Annotated in this window: 14 protein-coding genes; 12 read left to right on the top strand and 2 right to left on the bottom strand. The window is 66.5% G+C overall.

Going from position 1 to position 15,520, the window contains the following annotated elements; translation table 11 throughout:
- Window positions 1–28: 28 nt before the first annotated feature.
- Both BLW02_RS14965 and BLW02_RS14960 read right to left on the bottom strand, forming a co-directional pair.
- Window positions 29–814 (bottom strand): MetQ/NlpA family ABC transporter substrate-binding protein, encoded by a 786-nt coding sequence (locus BLW02_RS14965; protein ID WP_092699851.1) that lies wholly within the window; start codon window positions 812–814, stop codon window positions 29–31.
- A 429-nt stretch (window positions 815–1,243) separates the two neighbouring features.
- Window positions 1,244–1,750 carry a MarR family winged helix-turn-helix transcriptional regulator gene (locus BLW02_RS14960; RefSeq protein ID WP_092699849.1) on the bottom strand — a complete coding sequence of 169 codons (507 nt, stop codon included), beginning with the start codon at window positions 1,748–1,750 and terminating at the stop codon, window positions 1,244–1,246.
- A gap of 131 nt (window positions 1,751–1,881) precedes the next feature.
- On the opposite strand from BLW02_RS14960, the gene badH reads away from it, so the two are divergent.
- From badH to BLW02_RS20240, 12 genes are all read left to right on the top strand, one after another.
- Window positions 1,882–2,649, top strand: a complete 768-nt coding sequence (badH, locus tag BLW02_RS14955; protein WP_092699847.1) for a 2-hydroxycyclohexanecarboxyl-CoA dehydrogenase — start codon at window positions 1,882–1,884, stop codon at window positions 2,647–2,649.
- Between the two features lie 39 nt (window positions 2,650–2,688).
- Entirely contained in the window at window positions 2,689–3,471 is a 783-nt protein-coding gene (badI, locus tag BLW02_RS14950; RefSeq protein ID WP_092699845.1) for a 2-ketocyclohexanecarboxyl-CoA hydrolase, read from the top strand.
- Between the two features lie 20 nt (window positions 3,472–3,491).
- Window positions 3,492–5,471: an AMP-binding protein gene (locus tag BLW02_RS14945; RefSeq protein ID WP_092699843.1), complete on the top strand. Its 1,980-nt coding sequence runs from the start codon at window positions 3,492–3,494 to the stop codon at window positions 5,469–5,471.
- 59 nt (window positions 5,472–5,530) lie between these two features.
- On the top strand, window positions 5,531–6,538 hold the full coding sequence (locus BLW02_RS14940; protein WP_092699885.1) for a tripartite tricarboxylate transporter substrate binding protein: 1,008 nt from the start codon (window positions 5,531–5,533) through the stop codon (window positions 6,536–6,538).
- A gap of 78 nt (window positions 6,539–6,616) precedes the next feature.
- Window positions 6,617–7,774, top strand: coding sequence for a cyclohexanecarboxyl-CoA dehydrogenase (aliB, locus tag BLW02_RS14935; protein ID WP_092699841.1), 1,158 nt, complete (start codon window positions 6,617–6,619; stop codon window positions 7,772–7,774).
- A 31-nt stretch (window positions 7,775–7,805) separates the two neighbouring features.
- Window positions 7,806–9,446 (top strand): cyclohexanecarboxylate-CoA ligase, encoded by a 1,641-nt coding sequence (gene aliA, locus BLW02_RS14930; RefSeq protein ID WP_092699839.1) that lies wholly within the window; start codon window positions 7,806–7,808, stop codon window positions 9,444–9,446.
- Window positions 9,447–9,472: 26 nt separating this feature from the next.
- Window positions 9,473–10,252 carry an enoyl-CoA hydratase gene (locus tag BLW02_RS14925; RefSeq protein WP_092699837.1) on the top strand — a complete coding sequence of 260 codons (780 nt, stop codon included), beginning with the start codon at window positions 9,473–9,475 and terminating at the stop codon, window positions 10,250–10,252.
- 138 nt (window positions 10,253–10,390) lie between these two features.
- Window positions 10,391–11,374, top strand: coding sequence for a branched-chain amino acid ABC transporter permease (locus BLW02_RS14920; RefSeq protein ID WP_092699835.1), 984 nt, complete (start codon window positions 10,391–10,393; stop codon window positions 11,372–11,374).
- A gap of 39 nt (window positions 11,375–11,413) precedes the next feature.
- Window positions 11,414–12,508, top strand: coding sequence for a porin (locus tag BLW02_RS14915; protein ID WP_092699833.1), 1,095 nt, complete (start codon window positions 11,414–11,416; stop codon window positions 12,506–12,508).
- A 100-nt stretch (window positions 12,509–12,608) separates the two neighbouring features.
- Window positions 12,609–13,805 (top strand): ABC transporter substrate-binding protein, encoded by a 1,197-nt coding sequence (locus tag BLW02_RS14910; RefSeq protein WP_092699831.1) that lies wholly within the window; start codon window positions 12,609–12,611, stop codon window positions 13,803–13,805.
- Window positions 13,806–13,847: 42 nt separating this feature from the next.
- Window positions 13,848–14,621 carry a 3-hydroxybutyrate dehydrogenase gene (locus BLW02_RS14905; protein WP_092699829.1) on the top strand — a complete coding sequence of 258 codons (774 nt, stop codon included), beginning with the start codon at window positions 13,848–13,850 and terminating at the stop codon, window positions 14,619–14,621.
- Between the two features lie 8 nt (window positions 14,622–14,629).
- Window positions 14,630–15,520, top strand: a complete 891-nt coding sequence (locus tag BLW02_RS20240) for an FAS1-like dehydratase domain-containing protein (protein WP_244273715.1) — start codon at window positions 14,630–14,632, stop codon at window positions 15,518–15,520.

Below are 15,520 nucleotides of genomic sequence, written 5' to 3'. Positions count from 1 at the left end.
AGGTTGCGCAGAGATCGTGCAGGCGCGCTCAGAACGCTGGAACCACGGCACCCTTGTATTTTTCCTGCATGAATTTCTTCACCTCGGCGCTGTGCAGGGCCTTGATCAGCTTGGCAATGCTGGCGTCGTTGGCACGGTCGGCACGGGCAGCCACGATGTTGGTGTAGGGCGAGTCGGCACCTTCGATGAACAAGGCGTCCTTGGTGGGGTTGAGCTTGGCTTCGATCGCATAGTTGGTGTTGATCAGGGCCAGGTCCACGTCGGCCAGCGCACGGGGCAGCAGCGGCGCTTCGAGTTCCTTGAACTTCAGCTTCTTGGGGTTCTTGACCACATCCAGCGGCGTGGGCGTGAGGCTCTTGGGGTCCTTGAGCTCGATCAAGCCCTGCTTGGCCAGCAGGATCAGGGCGCGGCCGCCGTTGGACGGGTCGTTGGGGATGGCCACCGTGGCGCCGTCCTTGAGGTCCTTCAGGTTCTTGAGCTTGCTGGAATAGGCGCCGAAGGGCTCCACATGCACCTTGCCGCCCGGCACTTGCACCAGGCTGGTCTTGCGGTCCTTGTTGAAGCTGTCCAGGTAGGGCTGGTGCTGGAAGAAGTTGGCATCGAGCTGCTTGTCCTCCACGGCCATGTTGGGCTGCACGTAGTCACTGAACTCCTTGACCTGCAGGTCCACGCCCTGGGCCTTGAGCTGGGGTTTCACGAAATTCAGGATCTCGGCGTGCGGCACGGCCGTGGCGGCCACCTTCAATACATCGGCGGCATGGGCGCTGATGGCCAGTGCGGCGAGGGCCAGTGCGGACAGGGTCTTCTTCAACATGAGGGGGCTCTTTCAATGGATGAATACACGGCAGGGCTCCAAAAATACGGGATAACCCTGAGCTGGACAGCAAGTGTAAACAGCCATGCCGCCGGAAGGCGGCTCTTTAGCTATTTCTTGATATAAAAATTAGGTTTTATATACGACTCAATCCGCGCGTATCTCGTTTGCACCGGAGATGCCTCACGCGATGCCGAGGCATCCAATCGCCCGATTTCGCCCCAGCACTGAGGGCAAGTGCCTTGCGCGGCCATGAAAAGATCGTGAACACGTTCCGAGGCCAGCAAGCCAACAGGTCATGCCAGCTGCCACTCGACCGATGAAGGCGCGGGCCAGGCGGGTGGCATAGAGGTGATGCGAGGCCCCAGCCTGCGCGAAGACAGGCCTGCCGCCGCCGTCATCGGGGGCGAACTGGCGGCCTGACGCTTCTCAAGCTGGCTCATCTCCCTCTGCCGCGCCCTGCGCGGCATCGATGCGCTGCATGTTGTCCAGCAGCTTCAGCAGATAGTGCAGCGCATGCACCTGGTCGCTGACCGAGAAACCCTCCAGGGCCTGCGCGTAGTAGGCCTCGATCTTGACCTGGGCTGCATGCTCCCAAGTGTGGCGCCCTGCCTGCGTCATCGCAACCAGGCGTGAACGCCGGTCACGCCCGTCAGGGGCGCTACTCACATGGCCCTCGCGCTCCATGCGGCTGATCAGGCCGGCCAGGTTCTGCCGGCTCATCATCAGATAGCGCGCCAGCGCCCCGATGCTCATGCCCGCGGGCTCGCGCGACAACGCACCCAGCACGGCCCACTGCTGCGTGGTCAATCCCTCGGATTCGACCGCACGAGAGCCAGTTTTATGCAACATATTTGCACATTGATAGAGCCTGAAGAAAAGTCTATTGGCCAGCTCAGATTTCGCATGATCTCTCTTGAATTTAGGGTTTTCCATTATTTTCCTCTTGATTTCCAGTCTTGTTTTCAGGAATTTTTAGGCCTAATATAGGCAACATATTTACTTAAATGCTTGTCGCAACCTCTAACATGGCAAGCATAGCAACCCCTGACCAGGAGAGAAAGCACATGCAAGGACTCAAGAATCAGACCGTCATCGTGACCGGCGGCGGCGGTGGCATCGGTAGCGCCACCTGCCGGCGTTTCGCAGCGGAAGGTGCCAAGGTGGCCGTGTTTGACATGAACCTCGCCGCCGCTGAAAAAGTGGCTGCCGACATCCGCACGGCAGGCGGCCAGGCGGCCGCCTTTGCCTGCGACATCACCCAGCGCGACCAGGTGGACGCCGCCGTGGCCGCCACCGAGTCCCAACTCGGCCCCGTCAACGTGCTGGTCAACAACGCCGGCTGGGACGTATTCAAGCCCTTCGTCAAGACCGTGTCGGCCGAGTGGGACAAGCTGATCGCCATCAACCTAACCGGCGCGCTGCACATGCTGCACGCCGTGCTGCCCGGCATGAGCGAGCGCAAGTCGGGCCACATTGTCAACGTGGCCTCGGACGCGGCGCGCGGCGGCTCGTCGGGCGAGGCCGTGTATTCCGCCTGCAAGGGCGGGCTGGTGGCGCTGTCCAAGACCCTGGCGCGCGAGCATGCCCGCCACGGCATCAACGTGAACGTAGTCTGCCCCGGCCCCACCGACACGGCCCTGCTGGCCGGTGTAGCCGAGGGTGCACGCGACCCCGCCAAACTGATCGACGCCTTCAAGAGCGCCATCCCCATGGGTCGCCTGGGCCAGCCCGAAGACCTGGCTAACGCCATTGTGTTCTTTGGCAGCGCAGACGCGGCCTTCATCACTGGCCAGGTCATCAGCGTCTCCGGCGGTCTGACCATGCACGGCTGACCCCGCGCCGTTCCCATCCATTTTTCCAAGGAGCACATCATGCAATTCGAAGACATCCTGTACGAAGTGAAGAACGGCGTGGCCTGGATCACGATCAACCGGCCCGAGAAGATGAACGCCTTCCGCGGCACCACTTGCGACGAGATCATCAAGGGCTTGAACAAGGCCGGCTATGACAAGAGTGTGGGAGCCATCGTGCTGGCCGGCGCCGGCGACCGGGCGTTTTGCACCGGTGGCGACCAGTCGGCGCACGACGGCAACTACGACGGGCGCGGCACCATCGGCCTGCCCATGGAGGAGCTGCACACCGCCATCCGCGACGTGCCCAAGCCCGTGATCGCGCGCGTGCAGGGTTTTGCCATCGGCGGCGGCAACGTGCTGTGCACCATCTGCGACCTGACCATCTGCTCCGACAAGGCCGTCTTCGGCCAGGTGGGTCCCAAGATGGGCTCGGTGGATCCGGGCTACGGCACGGCCTTCCTGGCCCGCGTGGTGGGAGAGAAGAAGGCGCGCGAGATCTGGTACCTGAACAAGCGCTACTCGGGTCAGGAGGCCGTGGCCATGGGTCTGGCCAATATCTGCGTGCCGCACGAGCAGCTCGACGCCACCGTGCAGGAATGGGCCGAGACCATCTGTGAGCGCAGCCCCACGGCCATCGCCATCGCCAAGCGCAGCTTCAACATGGACACGGCACACCAGGCTGGCATTGCCGGCATGGGAATGTACGCGCTCAAGCTGTTCTACGACACCGAGGAATCGCGCGAGGGTGTGAACGCGCTCAAGGACAAGCGCAAGCCCGAGTTCCGCAAGTACGCCAAGTAAGCCCGACCGGAAAGCGCGCCATGCCAACCGATGCCCTCCCTTCGTCCGGCGCTGTGTGGTGGCCCGACCGCCACACGGTGGACAACGCCAACCTCACGCGCTTCATGCGGGCGCTCGGGGTCGACAGTTTCGAAGCGCTCAACGAGCGCGCCAGCGCCGACCCGGCGTGGTTCCATGACGCGCTGATCCGCTTCCTCGACTACCGGTTTGAACAGCCCTACGAACAGGTGCTGGACTTGGGCGAGGGGCTGCCCTTCGCCCGCTGGTGCGTGGGCGGCACCACCAACGTGGTGCTCAACTGCATCGACCGGCGCCGGGGCTCGCCGCGTTACGACCAGGAGGCGCTGGTCTGGGAGGGCGAAGACGGCACGGTGTCCGCCTGGACCTTCGCCGACCTCGACCGCGAAACCTGCCGTCTGGCCTGGGGCCTGCGCCAGCTGGGCCTGGGGCCGGGCGATGTGGTGGGCATGTACCTGCCCAACCTGCCGCAGGCGGCCGCCGCGATGCTGGCCGTGGCCAAGATCGGCGGCATCGTGCTGCCCATGTTCTCGGGCTTTGGCGCCGATGCCATTGCCCAACGATTGGCGGATGGCCAGGCCGCTGCGCTGATCACGGTGGATGGTTCGCTGCGGCGGGGCAAGCCGGTGGGCGCCAAGGCCGTCGCCGACGAGGCGTTGCAGCAGTGCCCGGGTGTGCGCCATGTGGTCGTACTGGGACACTTGGCCACCGAACACGGCTGGCAATCGGGGCGCGACCACTGGTGGCACGCGCTGGTGGCCGGCGCCCCAGCCGACTGCGCGGCCGTGCCCACCGAGGCCATGCCTGCCGACGCCCCCTTCCTGCTGATGTTCACCTCGGGCACCACGGGCAAGCCCAAGGGCGTGGTGCACTCGCACTGCGGCTTCCCGGTCAAGACGGCGCTGGACCTGTCGATCTGCATGGACCTCAAGCCCGAGGACCGATTTTTGTGGATGTCGGACATGGGCTGGCTCGTGGGCCCGATTCTGGTGTTCGGCGGCCTGCTGATGGGCTCCACGGTGGTGCTGGCCGAAGGTGCGCCCAACTACCCGCAGCCCGACCGGCTGTGGCGCCTCATCGAGCGCCACCGCGTCAGCTACCTGGGCCTGGCGCCCACGGTGGCGCGGTTGTCGATGTCGCTCGATGGCGCGGCGCTCGATGCCCTGGACCTCAGTTCGCTGCGCGTCATCGTTTCCACCGGTGAACCCTGGACGCCCGAGGCCTGGCAGTGGACCTTCGAGTGCGTGGGCCAGAAAAAAGTCCCGCTGCTCAACTATTCCGGCGGCACCGAGGTGGGCGGCATCCTCACCGGCACGGTGATCCACCCGCTCAAGCCCTGCGCCTTCGCCGGCCCGGTGCCGGGCACGGGCGCCGACGTGGTCGATGCGGAAGGCGCCAGCGTCGGCCCCGGCGTGACGGGCGAGCTGGTGATGCGCAGCCCCAGCATCGGCCTGACGCGCGGGTTGTGGCACGACCGCGAGCGCTACCTGGAGAGCTACTGGTCGCGCCTGCCCGGGCTGTGGGTGCATGGCGACTTTGCCAGCCGCGACGCCGACGGCATGTGGTACGTGCACGGCCGCTCCGACGACACGCTCAAGATCGCCGGCAAGCGGACTGGTCCCTCGGAAATCGAGGCGCTGCTGATGGCCACCGGCCTGGTCCAGGATGCCGCCGCCATCGGTGTGCCCGATGCGGTCAAGGGCACGGCGGTGGTCTGCATCTGCGTGCCGCGCCCCGGCATCGACCCGGCGGGCGCGCTCAAGACCCTGTCGGCTGCCGTCGTGGCCGGTCTCGGCGGCGCCTTCCGTCCGGCCCAGGTGGTCCTGGTGGACGACCTGCCGCGCACCCGCAACATGAAGATGATGCGCCGCGTCGTGCGCGCCGCCTGGCTGGGCGACGACCCGGGCGACCTCAGCACCCTGGTCAACCCTGAATCGGTCCAGGCCATCCGCGCGGCGTTGGCCGCCCAGGGAGGCGCGTGATGCGCCGTGACCACACACCGGCCTGGGTGCCGGCCAGCCATGACAACACAGGAGACACCATGACCCCCCTCGCATCCCACCGCAGCCTGCGCTGCCTCGCACGCCGCACCCTGGCCCTCGGTGCCGCCGCATTTCTCGCCACGGCCGCGCTGCCTGCCGCCAGCCAGTCCGCTGCGTGGCCGGCCAAGCCCGTGCGCCTGGTGGTGGGCTTCGCACCCGGTGGCGGCACCGACGTGATGGCCCGCGCCCTGGCGCAGTCGCTGTCTGAAGCCATGGGGCAGACCTTCATCGTGGACAACAAGCCCGGCGTCAGCGGCACGCTGAGCGCCAGCGAGGTGTCGCGCGCCGCGCCCGACGGCTACACCTTCCTCGTGGCGCCGACCTCGGTGGAAACCGTCAACCCGCTGCTGTTCAAGTCCAACCTCGTGCCCACGCGCGACCTGGCGCCCGTGATGGGCATCGGGCGCATGCAGATGTACCTGGTGGCGCGCCCGACGTTGGATGCCAAGGACGTCAAGCAGCTCCTCGCCCTGGCGAAATCCCAGCCGGGCAAGCTCAACTACGCGTCCTCGGGGCCCGGCACGCCGCCCCACCTGGCCGGCGAGCTGTTCAAGCAAAGTACCGGCACCTTCATCACGCACGTACCCTACCGAGGCTCCGCGCCGGCCCTGCAGGATGTGATGGCCAGCCAGGCCGATTTCGTCTTCGACCCCGGCATCGCCTTCCCCCACATCAAGGCCGGCAAGGTCAAGCTGCTGGCCGTGGCCAGCGACCGCAAGTCCCCGTTCTTCCCGGACGCGCCCACCTACGCCGACCTGGGCATCAAGAATGCCAGCCTGGACATCTGGTTCGGCGTCTGGGCGCCGAACAAGGTACCCGCCGAAATCACCGAGCGCCTGTCGCGCGAGATCACGAAGGCCCTGGCAGCGCCCGCGCTCAAGGAGCGCTTCAACAGCCTGGGCGCCGAGCCCGTAGCGCTGGAGACGGCCCCATTCCGCAAGCTGCTGGCCGACGAGGGCGGCACGCTGTCGGCGCTGATCAAGGACCGCAAGATCGTCGCCGACTGAGCACCCACGCCCTTGCCATCGACGGCGCCCCCGCCGAGCCACCACACCCGTGGGGTGGCGCCATTTCTGGAGACCCTGATGAACCCGAACCCCTATATCAACGAAGACCTGCAGGCGCTGGCCGAATCGGTGCGCCGCTTTGCCCAGGAGAAGGTCGCGCCTGGCTTCCAGGAGCGCGACCGTACCCGGGTGCTGGACCGTGCCCTGCTGCGCGAGATGGGCGAGCTCGGCTTCATCGTGCCCGAGTTGCCCGAGCAGTTCGGTGGCCTGGGGCTGGGCTGCCTGGCGGCCGGCGTGATCCACGAGGAAATGGCACGTGCCGACCTGAGCTTCTCGTACCTGAACCTGCTGGCCTCGCTGAACGCGCAGATCCTGTCCAAGTACGGCCAGCCCGAGGTGGTCAAGCCCTGGCTGCAAAAGCTCATCCAGGGCCAGGCCATCTGCGCCATCGCGCTGACCGAGCCGCGCGGCGGCTCCGACGCGGCCAACCTGCGCCTGCGCATCGAGCGCGTGGGCGATGCATACGTCATCAACGGTGAGAAGACCTCCATCTCGGCGGCCGACCAGGCCGACATCGCCGTGGTCTTCGGCCGCACCGGCACGCCCGAATCCGGCGCACATGGCGTCACGGCCCTGCTGGTGCCGATGGACACGCCTGGCGTCACCACCAACCGCTTCGACTGCCACGGCCAGCGCGCCATCGGGCGCGGCTCCATCTTCTTCGAGAACGTGCGCGTGCCCGTCAGCCACCGCCTGGGCGACGAGGACAAGGGCTTCGTGCAGGTGATGCACGGCTTTGATTTTTCGCGCTCGCTCATCGGCCTGCAATGCCTGGCCGTGGCGCGCGTGGCGCTGGACGAGACCTGGCAGTACATCACCGAGCGCCAGGCCTTCGGCCAGCCGCTCTCGGCCTTCCAGGGCGTGACGCACCCGCTGGCACAGTACGACACCGAAGTGGAAGGCGCGCGCCTGTTGTGCCTGCAGGGCCTGTGGCTCAAGGACCAGGGCCTGCCCCACACCGCCGAGGCCGGCATGGCCAAGTGGTGGGGGCCGAAGCTGGCCTACGACGTGATCCACCAGTGCCTGCTGTGCTTCGGCCACGGCGGCTACGACCGCGGCCTGATGGAACAGCGCCTGCGCGATGTGCTGGGTTTCCAGATCGGCGACGGCACGGCCCAGATCATGAAAACCATCATCGCCCGGACGCGGGCGGGACGCAAGAACGTACCCGCCTGAAGCTGCACACACAAAATCAAGGAGACAAACCATGCAATTCGACGCCGTACTGCTGCCCCCGCGCCGTGAGCGCATGATCACCCGGGGCCTCTGGCACGACCGCACCATCAACGATGACCTGGACGCTTGCGCCGCCACCTGCCCCGACAAGCTTGCGCTGACGGCATTGCGCGTGGAAACGGGAGAATTCCGGCGCTTCACCTACGGCGAGCTGGCACGCATGACCGACCGCATCGCCGTAGGCCTCACGCGGCTGGGCGTGGGCAAGAACGACATCGTGGCCTGCCAGCTGCCCAACTGGTGGCAGTTCACGCTGACCTACCTGGCCTGCTCGCGCATCGGCGCGGTGATGAACCCGCTGATGCACATCTTCCGCGAGCGCGAGCTGTCGTTCATGCTCAAACACGGCGAAGCCAAGGTCATGATCGCACCCAAGACCTTCCGCGGCTTCGATTTCGAAAAGATGGTCACCGACCTGCAGCCCAGCCTGCCGCACCTGCAGCACCTGGTGGTGGTGGACGGCACCGGCGCCAACAGCTTCGAGGCGCTGCTGAGCGGCCCGGAATGGGAGCAGGCGCCTGACGCGCGGAACATCCTCACGCGCAACCGCCCGGGCCCGGACGACATCACGCAGCTCATCTACACCTCGGGCACCACTGGCGAGCCCAAAGGCGTGATGCACTCGGCCAACACGGTGATGGCCAACATCGTCCCCTACGCCCAGCGCCTGCACCTGGACGCCGAGGACATCATCCTCATGGCCTCGCCCATGGCGCACCAGACCGGCTTCATGTACGGGCTGATCATGCCCGTCATGCTCAAGGCCAGCGTGGTGCTGCAGGACATCTGGGAGCCCAAGAAGGCGATCGGACTGATCCAGAAGGAAGGCGTGACCTTCACCATGGCCTCCACACCGTTCCTCACCGACCTGGCCAAGACCGTCACCGAGACGGGCCAGGGCGTGCCCGCGCTGCGCACCTTCCTGTGCGCCGGCGCGCCCATCCCCGGTCCGCTGGTGGAGCAGGCCCGCGTCGCGCTGGGAGCCAAGATCGTGTCCGCCTGGGGCATGACGGAGAACGGCGCCGTCACGTTGACCCAGCTCGACGACGAGGACGAGCGCTCCTTCTCCACCGACGGCTGCCCGCTGCCCGGCGTGGAGGTCAAGGTGGTCGATGTGGATGGCAATGACCTGCCCGTGGGCGAGACCGGCCGGCTGATGCTGCGCTCGTGCTCCAACTTCGGCGGCTACCTGCACCGCGCGCACCTCAACGGGACCGACGCCGAAGACTGGTTCGACACCGGCGACCTGGCACGCATAGACGCGCGAGGCTACATCCGCATCACCGGCCGCAGCAAGGACGTGATCATCCGCGGCGGCGAGAACATCCCGGTGGTGGAGATCGAGTCGCTGCTCTACCGCCACCCCGCCGTGGCCATGGCCGCCATCGTGGCCTACCCCGACGAGCGCCTGGGCGAGCGCGCCTGCGCCGTAGTGGTGCCCAAGCCGGGCCAGACCTTCGACCTGCCCACCATGGTGGAGTACCTCAAGGACCAGAAGGTGGCCCTGCAGTACATCCCCGAGCGGCTGGAAGTCACCGACACCATGCCGGCCACGCCGTCCGGAAAAATCCAGAAGTTCAAGCTGCGCGAGCTGATGCGCACCCCCGGCTGACCACGCCGCCACACCGGAGACAGCGCATGACGGACGATAGCCCGATCCGCGTGGAAACGCACGGCCGCGTGGGCCTGATCACCCTGCACCGGCCCCAGCAGCTCAACGCCCTGAACGACGCACTGATGGACGAACTGGGCGCGGCCCTCCTGGCCTTCGATGCCGACCCCGGCATCGGTGCCATCGTCATCACGGGCAGCGACAAGGCCTTTGCCGCCGGGGCAGACATCGAGGCCATGGCCGACTGGACGTTCATGGACGTCACCCAGGACAACTTCATCACGCGCAACTGGGAAACCATCCGCGCCGTCCGAAAACCCGTGATCGCCGCCGTGGCGGGCTACGCCATGGGCGGCGGCTGCGAGCTGGCGCTGGCCTGCGACATCGTCGTGGCGGCCGAGTCGGCGCGCTTTGCCCTGCCCGAGATCAAGCTCGCCATGCTGCCCGGCGCCGGCGGCACGCAGCGCCTGCCGCGCGCCATCGGCAAGGCCAAGGCCATGGACATGTGCCTGTCGGCGCGCATGCTCGACGCCCAGGAGGCCGACCGCTACGGCCTGGTTTCACGCGTGGTGCCCGACGCCGAACTACTGGAGCGCAGCCTGGCGCTGGCGGCGCAGATCGCGTCGTTCTCGCTGCCCGCGCTGGCGGCCATCAAGGAGTCGGTGAACCGTGCCTGGGAAAGCCCGCTGACCGAGGGCATCCTATTCGAGCGCCGCGCGCTGTACGGCCGCTTCGCGAGCAGCGATGCGCACGAGGGCATGCACGCCTTCCTGGACAAGCGCAGGCCGGACTTCCAGCACCGCTGAGGCGCCCCGGTAGTTTGCCAGGCGATTCCTCGCTCCAGGCTAATGAATATAAGAACTTCAAGCTATTAACAACATAGCAATAGACGGGTAGCCGGTGGCCACAACGTGGATCCGAGCCCCCGCACAGGAGACAAGAACATGTTGACGATCAATCTTTTCAACGGATTGGTGTACGGCGCCCTGCTCATCGTGATGAGCTCGGGACTGGCGCTGATCTACGGCCTGCGCCGCGTGGTGAACTTTGCCCACGGCGCGCTCTACATGCTGGGCGCCTACCTTGGCTACTCGGTGGCCCAGCACGGCAACTTCTGGGTGGCGTTGCTGGTGGCGCCCGCCATCATGGCGGTGGTGGGCGTGCTGCTCGACCGCTATGGCTTTCGCCTGCTGCAGGACCGCGAGCCGCTCAACGTGATGCTGGTGACCTTCGGCCTGCTGCTCATCCTGGAGGACCTGGTGGTCCTCATCTGGGGCAAGGCCAACCTGTCCCTGTTCACACCCGATCTGCTCAACTTCTCGGTCAACCTGCTGGGCAACGAGGTGCCGGCCTACCGGCTCGGTGTGATCGCGGTGGGCGCGGCAGTGGCCCTGGGGCTGACGCTATGGCTGCGCTTTTCCCGCGTGGGCCTGTTCGTGCGCGCGGCCAGCACCGACCCAGTGACCACCTCCATGCAGGGCGTCAACACCGATGCGCTGAGCGCCGCCGTGGTGGGCCTGGGCAGCGCGCTGGCCGGCCTGGCCGGCGTGGTGGCGGGGCCCTTCCTGTCGCTGTCGCCGCACATGAGTTCGGACGTGCTGATCGACTCCTTCGTGGTCGTGGTCATCGGTGGCCTGGGCTCGCTGGCCGGCGCCTTCATCGCGGCGCTGCTGCTTGGAATGATGCAGGCCGTGGGGGCGGTGTACCTGCCGGAAGTGTCGGTGCTGCTGCCCTTCATCTTCATGATCGCCATCCTGGTCTGGAAGCCCTCCGGGCTGGCCGGCACCGTGCGCACAGCCGACAACCAGATGCTCATCCCCAACTACGTCGCCCGCGTGAAGATGGCCGACGGCGCGCTGCGCCCGGTGATCGAGCAGAGCTATCCCGCTTCGATCGCGCCCGCCGCCTCTGCGCTCTGCAAGATGTAAGCAAATCGCCCACCCCACAAATACAACCAAGGAGATCCCATGCAACGCACCCCCCTGTTACTCGCCAGCGCCCTGGCCCTGTGCTGCACCCTGGCTGCCCCCGCGCACGCCCAGAGCGACGTCACCCTCTACGGGCTGATCGACGCGGGCGTCGAGCGCCTCAACCACACCAGCGCCGGCGGCGGCATCACGCGCATGCCCAGCATCGCCGGCTCCGCCGCCTCGCGCTGGGGCCTGCGTGGCAGCGAAGACCTGGGCGGCGGCCTGAAGACCGTGTTCACGCTGGAATCGGGTTTCGCCCCGGACAACGGCAGCTTGCAGCAAGGTGGACGCGCCTTCGGTCGCCAGGCCTTCGTCGGCCTGTCCGGCGGCTGGGGCACGGTGTCGCTGGGGCGCCAATACTCCATGCTGCTCCCCGGCGCGGCCAACACCGACATCTTCCTGGCGCAGATCTACGGGGCGGGCGCGTTCGACACCTACCTGGCCGGCCCGCGCCTGGATAACTCCATCGCCTACCTCGGCAAGTTCAGCAGCGTCACGCTGGGCGCGCTCTACAGCCTGGGCAAGGATGCGCAGACCTGCCCGGGCGAGCGCGGCCGGGGTAGCGAGTGCCGCGCCTGGTCCGCCGTGCTGAAGTACGACGCGCCCACCTGGGGCGTGGGCACCTGGATCGACGAGCAGCGGGGCCTGGACGGCAGCCGCGAAACGCCCGCCACCGCCGACCTGAGCGGCAAGAAGGACCAGCGCCTGGCCCTGAGCGGCTACACCCTGCTCGGCCAGACCAAGCTGACAGCCAACTACATGCAGCGCAAGAACGACGCGGCGTTGAATGCGTACCGCAAGAGCAACCTGTGGTCGCTGGGCGTGGCCCACCCGGTCACACAGGCCATCACGCTGGAGGCTCAGTACTACCACTTCGACTACAAGGACAGCGCCGACGGCGGCAAGATGCTGGCGCTGCGCGGCACCTATGCCTTCTCCAAGCGCACGACCGCCTACGCCACGGTGGGCGCCCTGCGCAACGACGGCAACGCGCGCTTCTCGCCCTCGGTGGGCGTGAGCAACACCGCGCTGGCGCCCGTCGCGGGCCAGAACCAGACCGGCCTGATGGTCGGTCTGCGCCACGCCTTCTAAGCCCGTGCCCCGGGGCGGCGCTGCGCAGACACGTGCTCCGCCTCGTTCCCCAAGGAAGTGACGGCACTCCCCCACCCACCTACCCACGAAGGAGACAAGTATGCCCCTGCATTCCCGCCATCTCGCCATCGCGCTCGGCCTGGTTGGCCTGATGAGCCTGCCCACCCAGGCACAGGACAAGATTCGCATCGGCTTTCTGACCGACATGTCCAGCGCCTACGCCGATCTGGACGGCAAGAACGGCGCCATGGCCATCCAGATGGCCATCGACGACTTCGGCGGCAAGGTCAACGGCCTGCCCATCGAACTCCTCAGCGCCGACCACCAGAACAAGGCCGACATCGCCGCCTCCAAGGCGCGTGAGTGGATGGACACCCAGAACATCAGCATGCTCGTGGGTGGCACCAACTCGGCCGCCGCCCTGGCCATGGCCAAGCTCGCGCAGGAAAAGAAGCGCGTGTTCATCGCCAACGGCCCCGGAACCTCGGCGCTGACCAACGAGCAATGCTCGCCCTACACCATCCACTACGCCTGGGACACCACGGCCTTGGCCAAGGGCACGGCGGGCGCACTGCTCAAGCAGGGCTACAAGAACTGGTTCTTTCTTACCGCCGACTACGCCTTCGGCGAGGCCCTGCAGCGCGACGCGACGAGCGTGATCAAGGCCAACAACGGCCAGGTCATAGGTGGCGTCAAGCACCCGCTGGGCGCTGCGGATTTCTCGTCCTTCCTGGTGCAGGCGCAGAACTCCAAGGCGCAGATCCTGGGCATCGCCAACGGTGGCAGCGACATGATCAACGCGCTCAAGGCATCGCGCGAGTTCAGCATCGGCAAGAGCATGAAGGTCGCCAGCCTGATGCTGTTCCTGGTGGACGTGCACAGCATGGGCCTGAAGAACGCCGAGGGCCTGCTGTTCACCACCAGCTGGGACTGGAGCCTGGATGATGAGAGCCGCCAGTTCGGCCGCCGCTTCTTCGAGAAGGCCAGGCGCATGCCCACCGACATCCAGGCGGCCAACTACTCGGCCACCATGCAATGGCTCAAGGCAGTGCAGGCCCTCAAGACCACGGATGCCGACAAGGTCATGGATTGGTTCAAGAAGACCCCGCTCAAGGACTTCTACGCCCAGGGCCATGTGCGCCCCGATGGCCGCTATGTGCACAACATGTACCTCATGCAGGTCAAGGCGCCCGCCGAATCGACCATGCCCTGGGACTATGTGAAGCGGATCGCCACCATGCCGGGCGAAGAGGTCTTCACCACCAAGGCGGAATCGCGCTGCACTCTGTGGAAGTAATCCGCAAGCCTGCCAGTACTGCCGCAACACCACACCAACAGCATGAGTCTCAGCAACAAAACAGCCCTCGTGACAGGCTCCACCAGCGGCATCGGCCTGGGTATCGCCAAGGCCCTGGCCCAACAGGGCGCCAACCTGGTCATGAACGGCTTTGGCGACGTGCAGGCCGCCATGCAGGAGGTGGCGGCACTGGGCGGCCGGGTTGAACACCATCCGGCCGATCTGACCAGGCCTTCGGATATCGCCGATCTGATGCGCTACGCCAGCGACCGGTTCGGGGGCGTGGACGTCCTGGTGAACAATGCGGGCATCCAGCATGTCGCTCCCCTGGAGGCTTTCCGCGCCGAACACTGGGACGCCATTCTGGCGGTCAACCTGAGCGCGACCTTCCACACCACTCGGCTCGCCTTGCCCGCCATGCGGGCCGCGAACTGGGGCCGCATCATCAACATCGCCTCGGTGCATGCCCTGGTGGCTTCGGTGAACAAGGCGGCCTATGTCGCGGCGAAGCACGGCATCGTTGGGCTGACCAAGGCCACTGCGCTGGAGACCGCGACCTCGGGCATCACCTGCAATGCGATCTGCCCAGGCTGGGTGCGCACGCCGCTGGCGCTCAAGCAGGTGCAGGACAGGGCCCAGGCGCTGGGCATTGACGAGCAGGAGGCCACCCGCCTGTGCCTGGGTGAAAAAGAGCCTTCCATGCAGTTCACGACGACGCAGGACATCGGGCAACTGGCTCTGTTCTTCTGCTCTCCCGCTGCGTCCAATGTGCGTGGCGTGGCCTGGGCCATGGACGGCGGCTGGACCGCGCAGTAAGGGGCGCCATGCTGGACATCTCGCTCAAGGGCACAGACCTCACGCCATTCAGCGCCGGGGTGGAATGTGACCGTCTGCGCTTGTTCGCCCAGGTGACCGGTGAGGAAAACCCGTTGTTCTGTGACGAGGCCGTGGCTCAGGCCCGTGGCTACCCTTCGCTGCCGCTGCCGCCCACCTTCCTGTTCTGCCTGGAAATGGCAGGCCCCCGGCCGATGGAGGTGTACGAGCGCCTGCAGGTCAACTATGCGCATGTGTTGCACGGGGAGCAGCACTTCGTCTACCACCGCCTGGCTTTTGCGGGGGAAACGCTGCACTTCAAGCCGCGCATTGCCGATCTCTATGAAAAAAAGGACGGCACCCTGGGCTTCATCGTCTGGGAGACCCGTGTCGAGGCCAGCGATGGCGCTCCCGTGGCCGATCTGCGCAGCGTGATGATCATCCGTCCTCCGCAGCCCCAAAGCGGGCACCCCACCCCGCGCGCCACCACTCCCGCTGCGAAAAGCGGCCTGCCCGGCCTGGCGGCAGGCCCCATCACCCGGCACCAGCTGGGTCTGTATGCCGGTGCATCGGGGGACTACAACCCGCTGCACATCGACATGGACTATGCACGCCAGGCCGGCATGCCCGATGTCTTCGCGCACGGCATGCTGTCGGCCGCATACCTGGCGCGTGTGCTCACCCGCAGGGTGGAACCTGCGGCGCTGCGGCGCCTTAGTGTGCGTTTTGAAGCCATCACCCATATCGGTGACGAAGTGCATTGCCAGGCCTGGGTGACGGGCCACTGCATCGAACAGGGTGATCCCTGCCTGACCCTGGCATTGACTGCACGCAACCAGGCGGGCGAGACCAAGCTCACCGGCACCGCGGTGGTCGCCGCCGCAGCGCTGAGCGCCCCCTGA

It is taken from the genome of Acidovorax soli (assembly GCF_900107605.1).
Lineage (GTDB): Bacteria > Pseudomonadota > Gammaproteobacteria > Burkholderiales > Burkholderiaceae_C > Acidovorax > Acidovorax soli.
Note: the sequence above shows the minus strand (reverse complement) of the source record. Positions and strands in the feature narration are given on the sequence as shown.

What these genes read in the sequence shown, in the direction of transcription:
- BLW02_RS14965 (WP_092699851.1), bottom strand. Translation starts at nt 814, where the DNA reads ATGTTGAAGAAGACCCTGTCCGCACTGGCCCTCGCCGCACTGGCCATC.
- BLW02_RS14960 (WP_092699849.1), bottom strand. Translation starts at nt 1,750, where the DNA reads ATGGAAAACCCTAAATTCAAGAGAGATCATGCGAAATCTGAGCTGGCC.
- badH (WP_092699847.1), top strand. Translation starts at nt 1,882, where the DNA reads ATGCAAGGACTCAAGAATCAGACCGTCATCGTGACCGGCGGCGGCGGT.
- badI (WP_092699845.1), top strand. Translation starts at nt 2,689, where the DNA reads ATGCAATTCGAAGACATCCTGTACGAAGTGAAGAACGGCGTGGCCTGG.
- BLW02_RS14945 (WP_092699843.1), top strand. Translation starts at nt 3,492, where the DNA reads ATGCCAACCGATGCCCTCCCTTCGTCCGGCGCTGTGTGGTGGCCCGAC.
- BLW02_RS14940 (WP_092699885.1), top strand. Translation starts at nt 5,531, where the DNA reads ATGACCCCCCTCGCATCCCACCGCAGCCTGCGCTGCCTCGCACGCCGC.
- aliB (WP_092699841.1), top strand. Translation starts at nt 6,617, where the DNA reads ATGAACCCGAACCCCTATATCAACGAAGACCTGCAGGCGCTGGCCGAA.
- aliA (WP_092699839.1), top strand. Translation starts at nt 7,806, where the DNA reads ATGCAATTCGACGCCGTACTGCTGCCCCCGCGCCGTGAGCGCATGATC.
- BLW02_RS14925 (WP_092699837.1), top strand. Translation starts at nt 9,473, where the DNA reads ATGACGGACGATAGCCCGATCCGCGTGGAAACGCACGGCCGCGTGGGC.
- BLW02_RS14920 (WP_092699835.1), top strand. Translation starts at nt 10,391, where the DNA reads ATGTTGACGATCAATCTTTTCAACGGATTGGTGTACGGCGCCCTGCTC.
- BLW02_RS14915 (WP_092699833.1), top strand. Translation starts at nt 11,414, where the DNA reads ATGCAACGCACCCCCCTGTTACTCGCCAGCGCCCTGGCCCTGTGCTGC.
- BLW02_RS14910 (WP_092699831.1), top strand. Translation starts at nt 12,609, where the DNA reads ATGCCCCTGCATTCCCGCCATCTCGCCATCGCGCTCGGCCTGGTTGGC.
- BLW02_RS14905 (WP_092699829.1), top strand. Translation starts at nt 13,848, where the DNA reads ATGAGTCTCAGCAACAAAACAGCCCTCGTGACAGGCTCCACCAGCGGC.
- BLW02_RS20240 (WP_244273715.1), top strand. Translation starts at nt 14,630, where the DNA reads ATGCTGGACATCTCGCTCAAGGGCACAGACCTCACGCCATTCAGCGCC.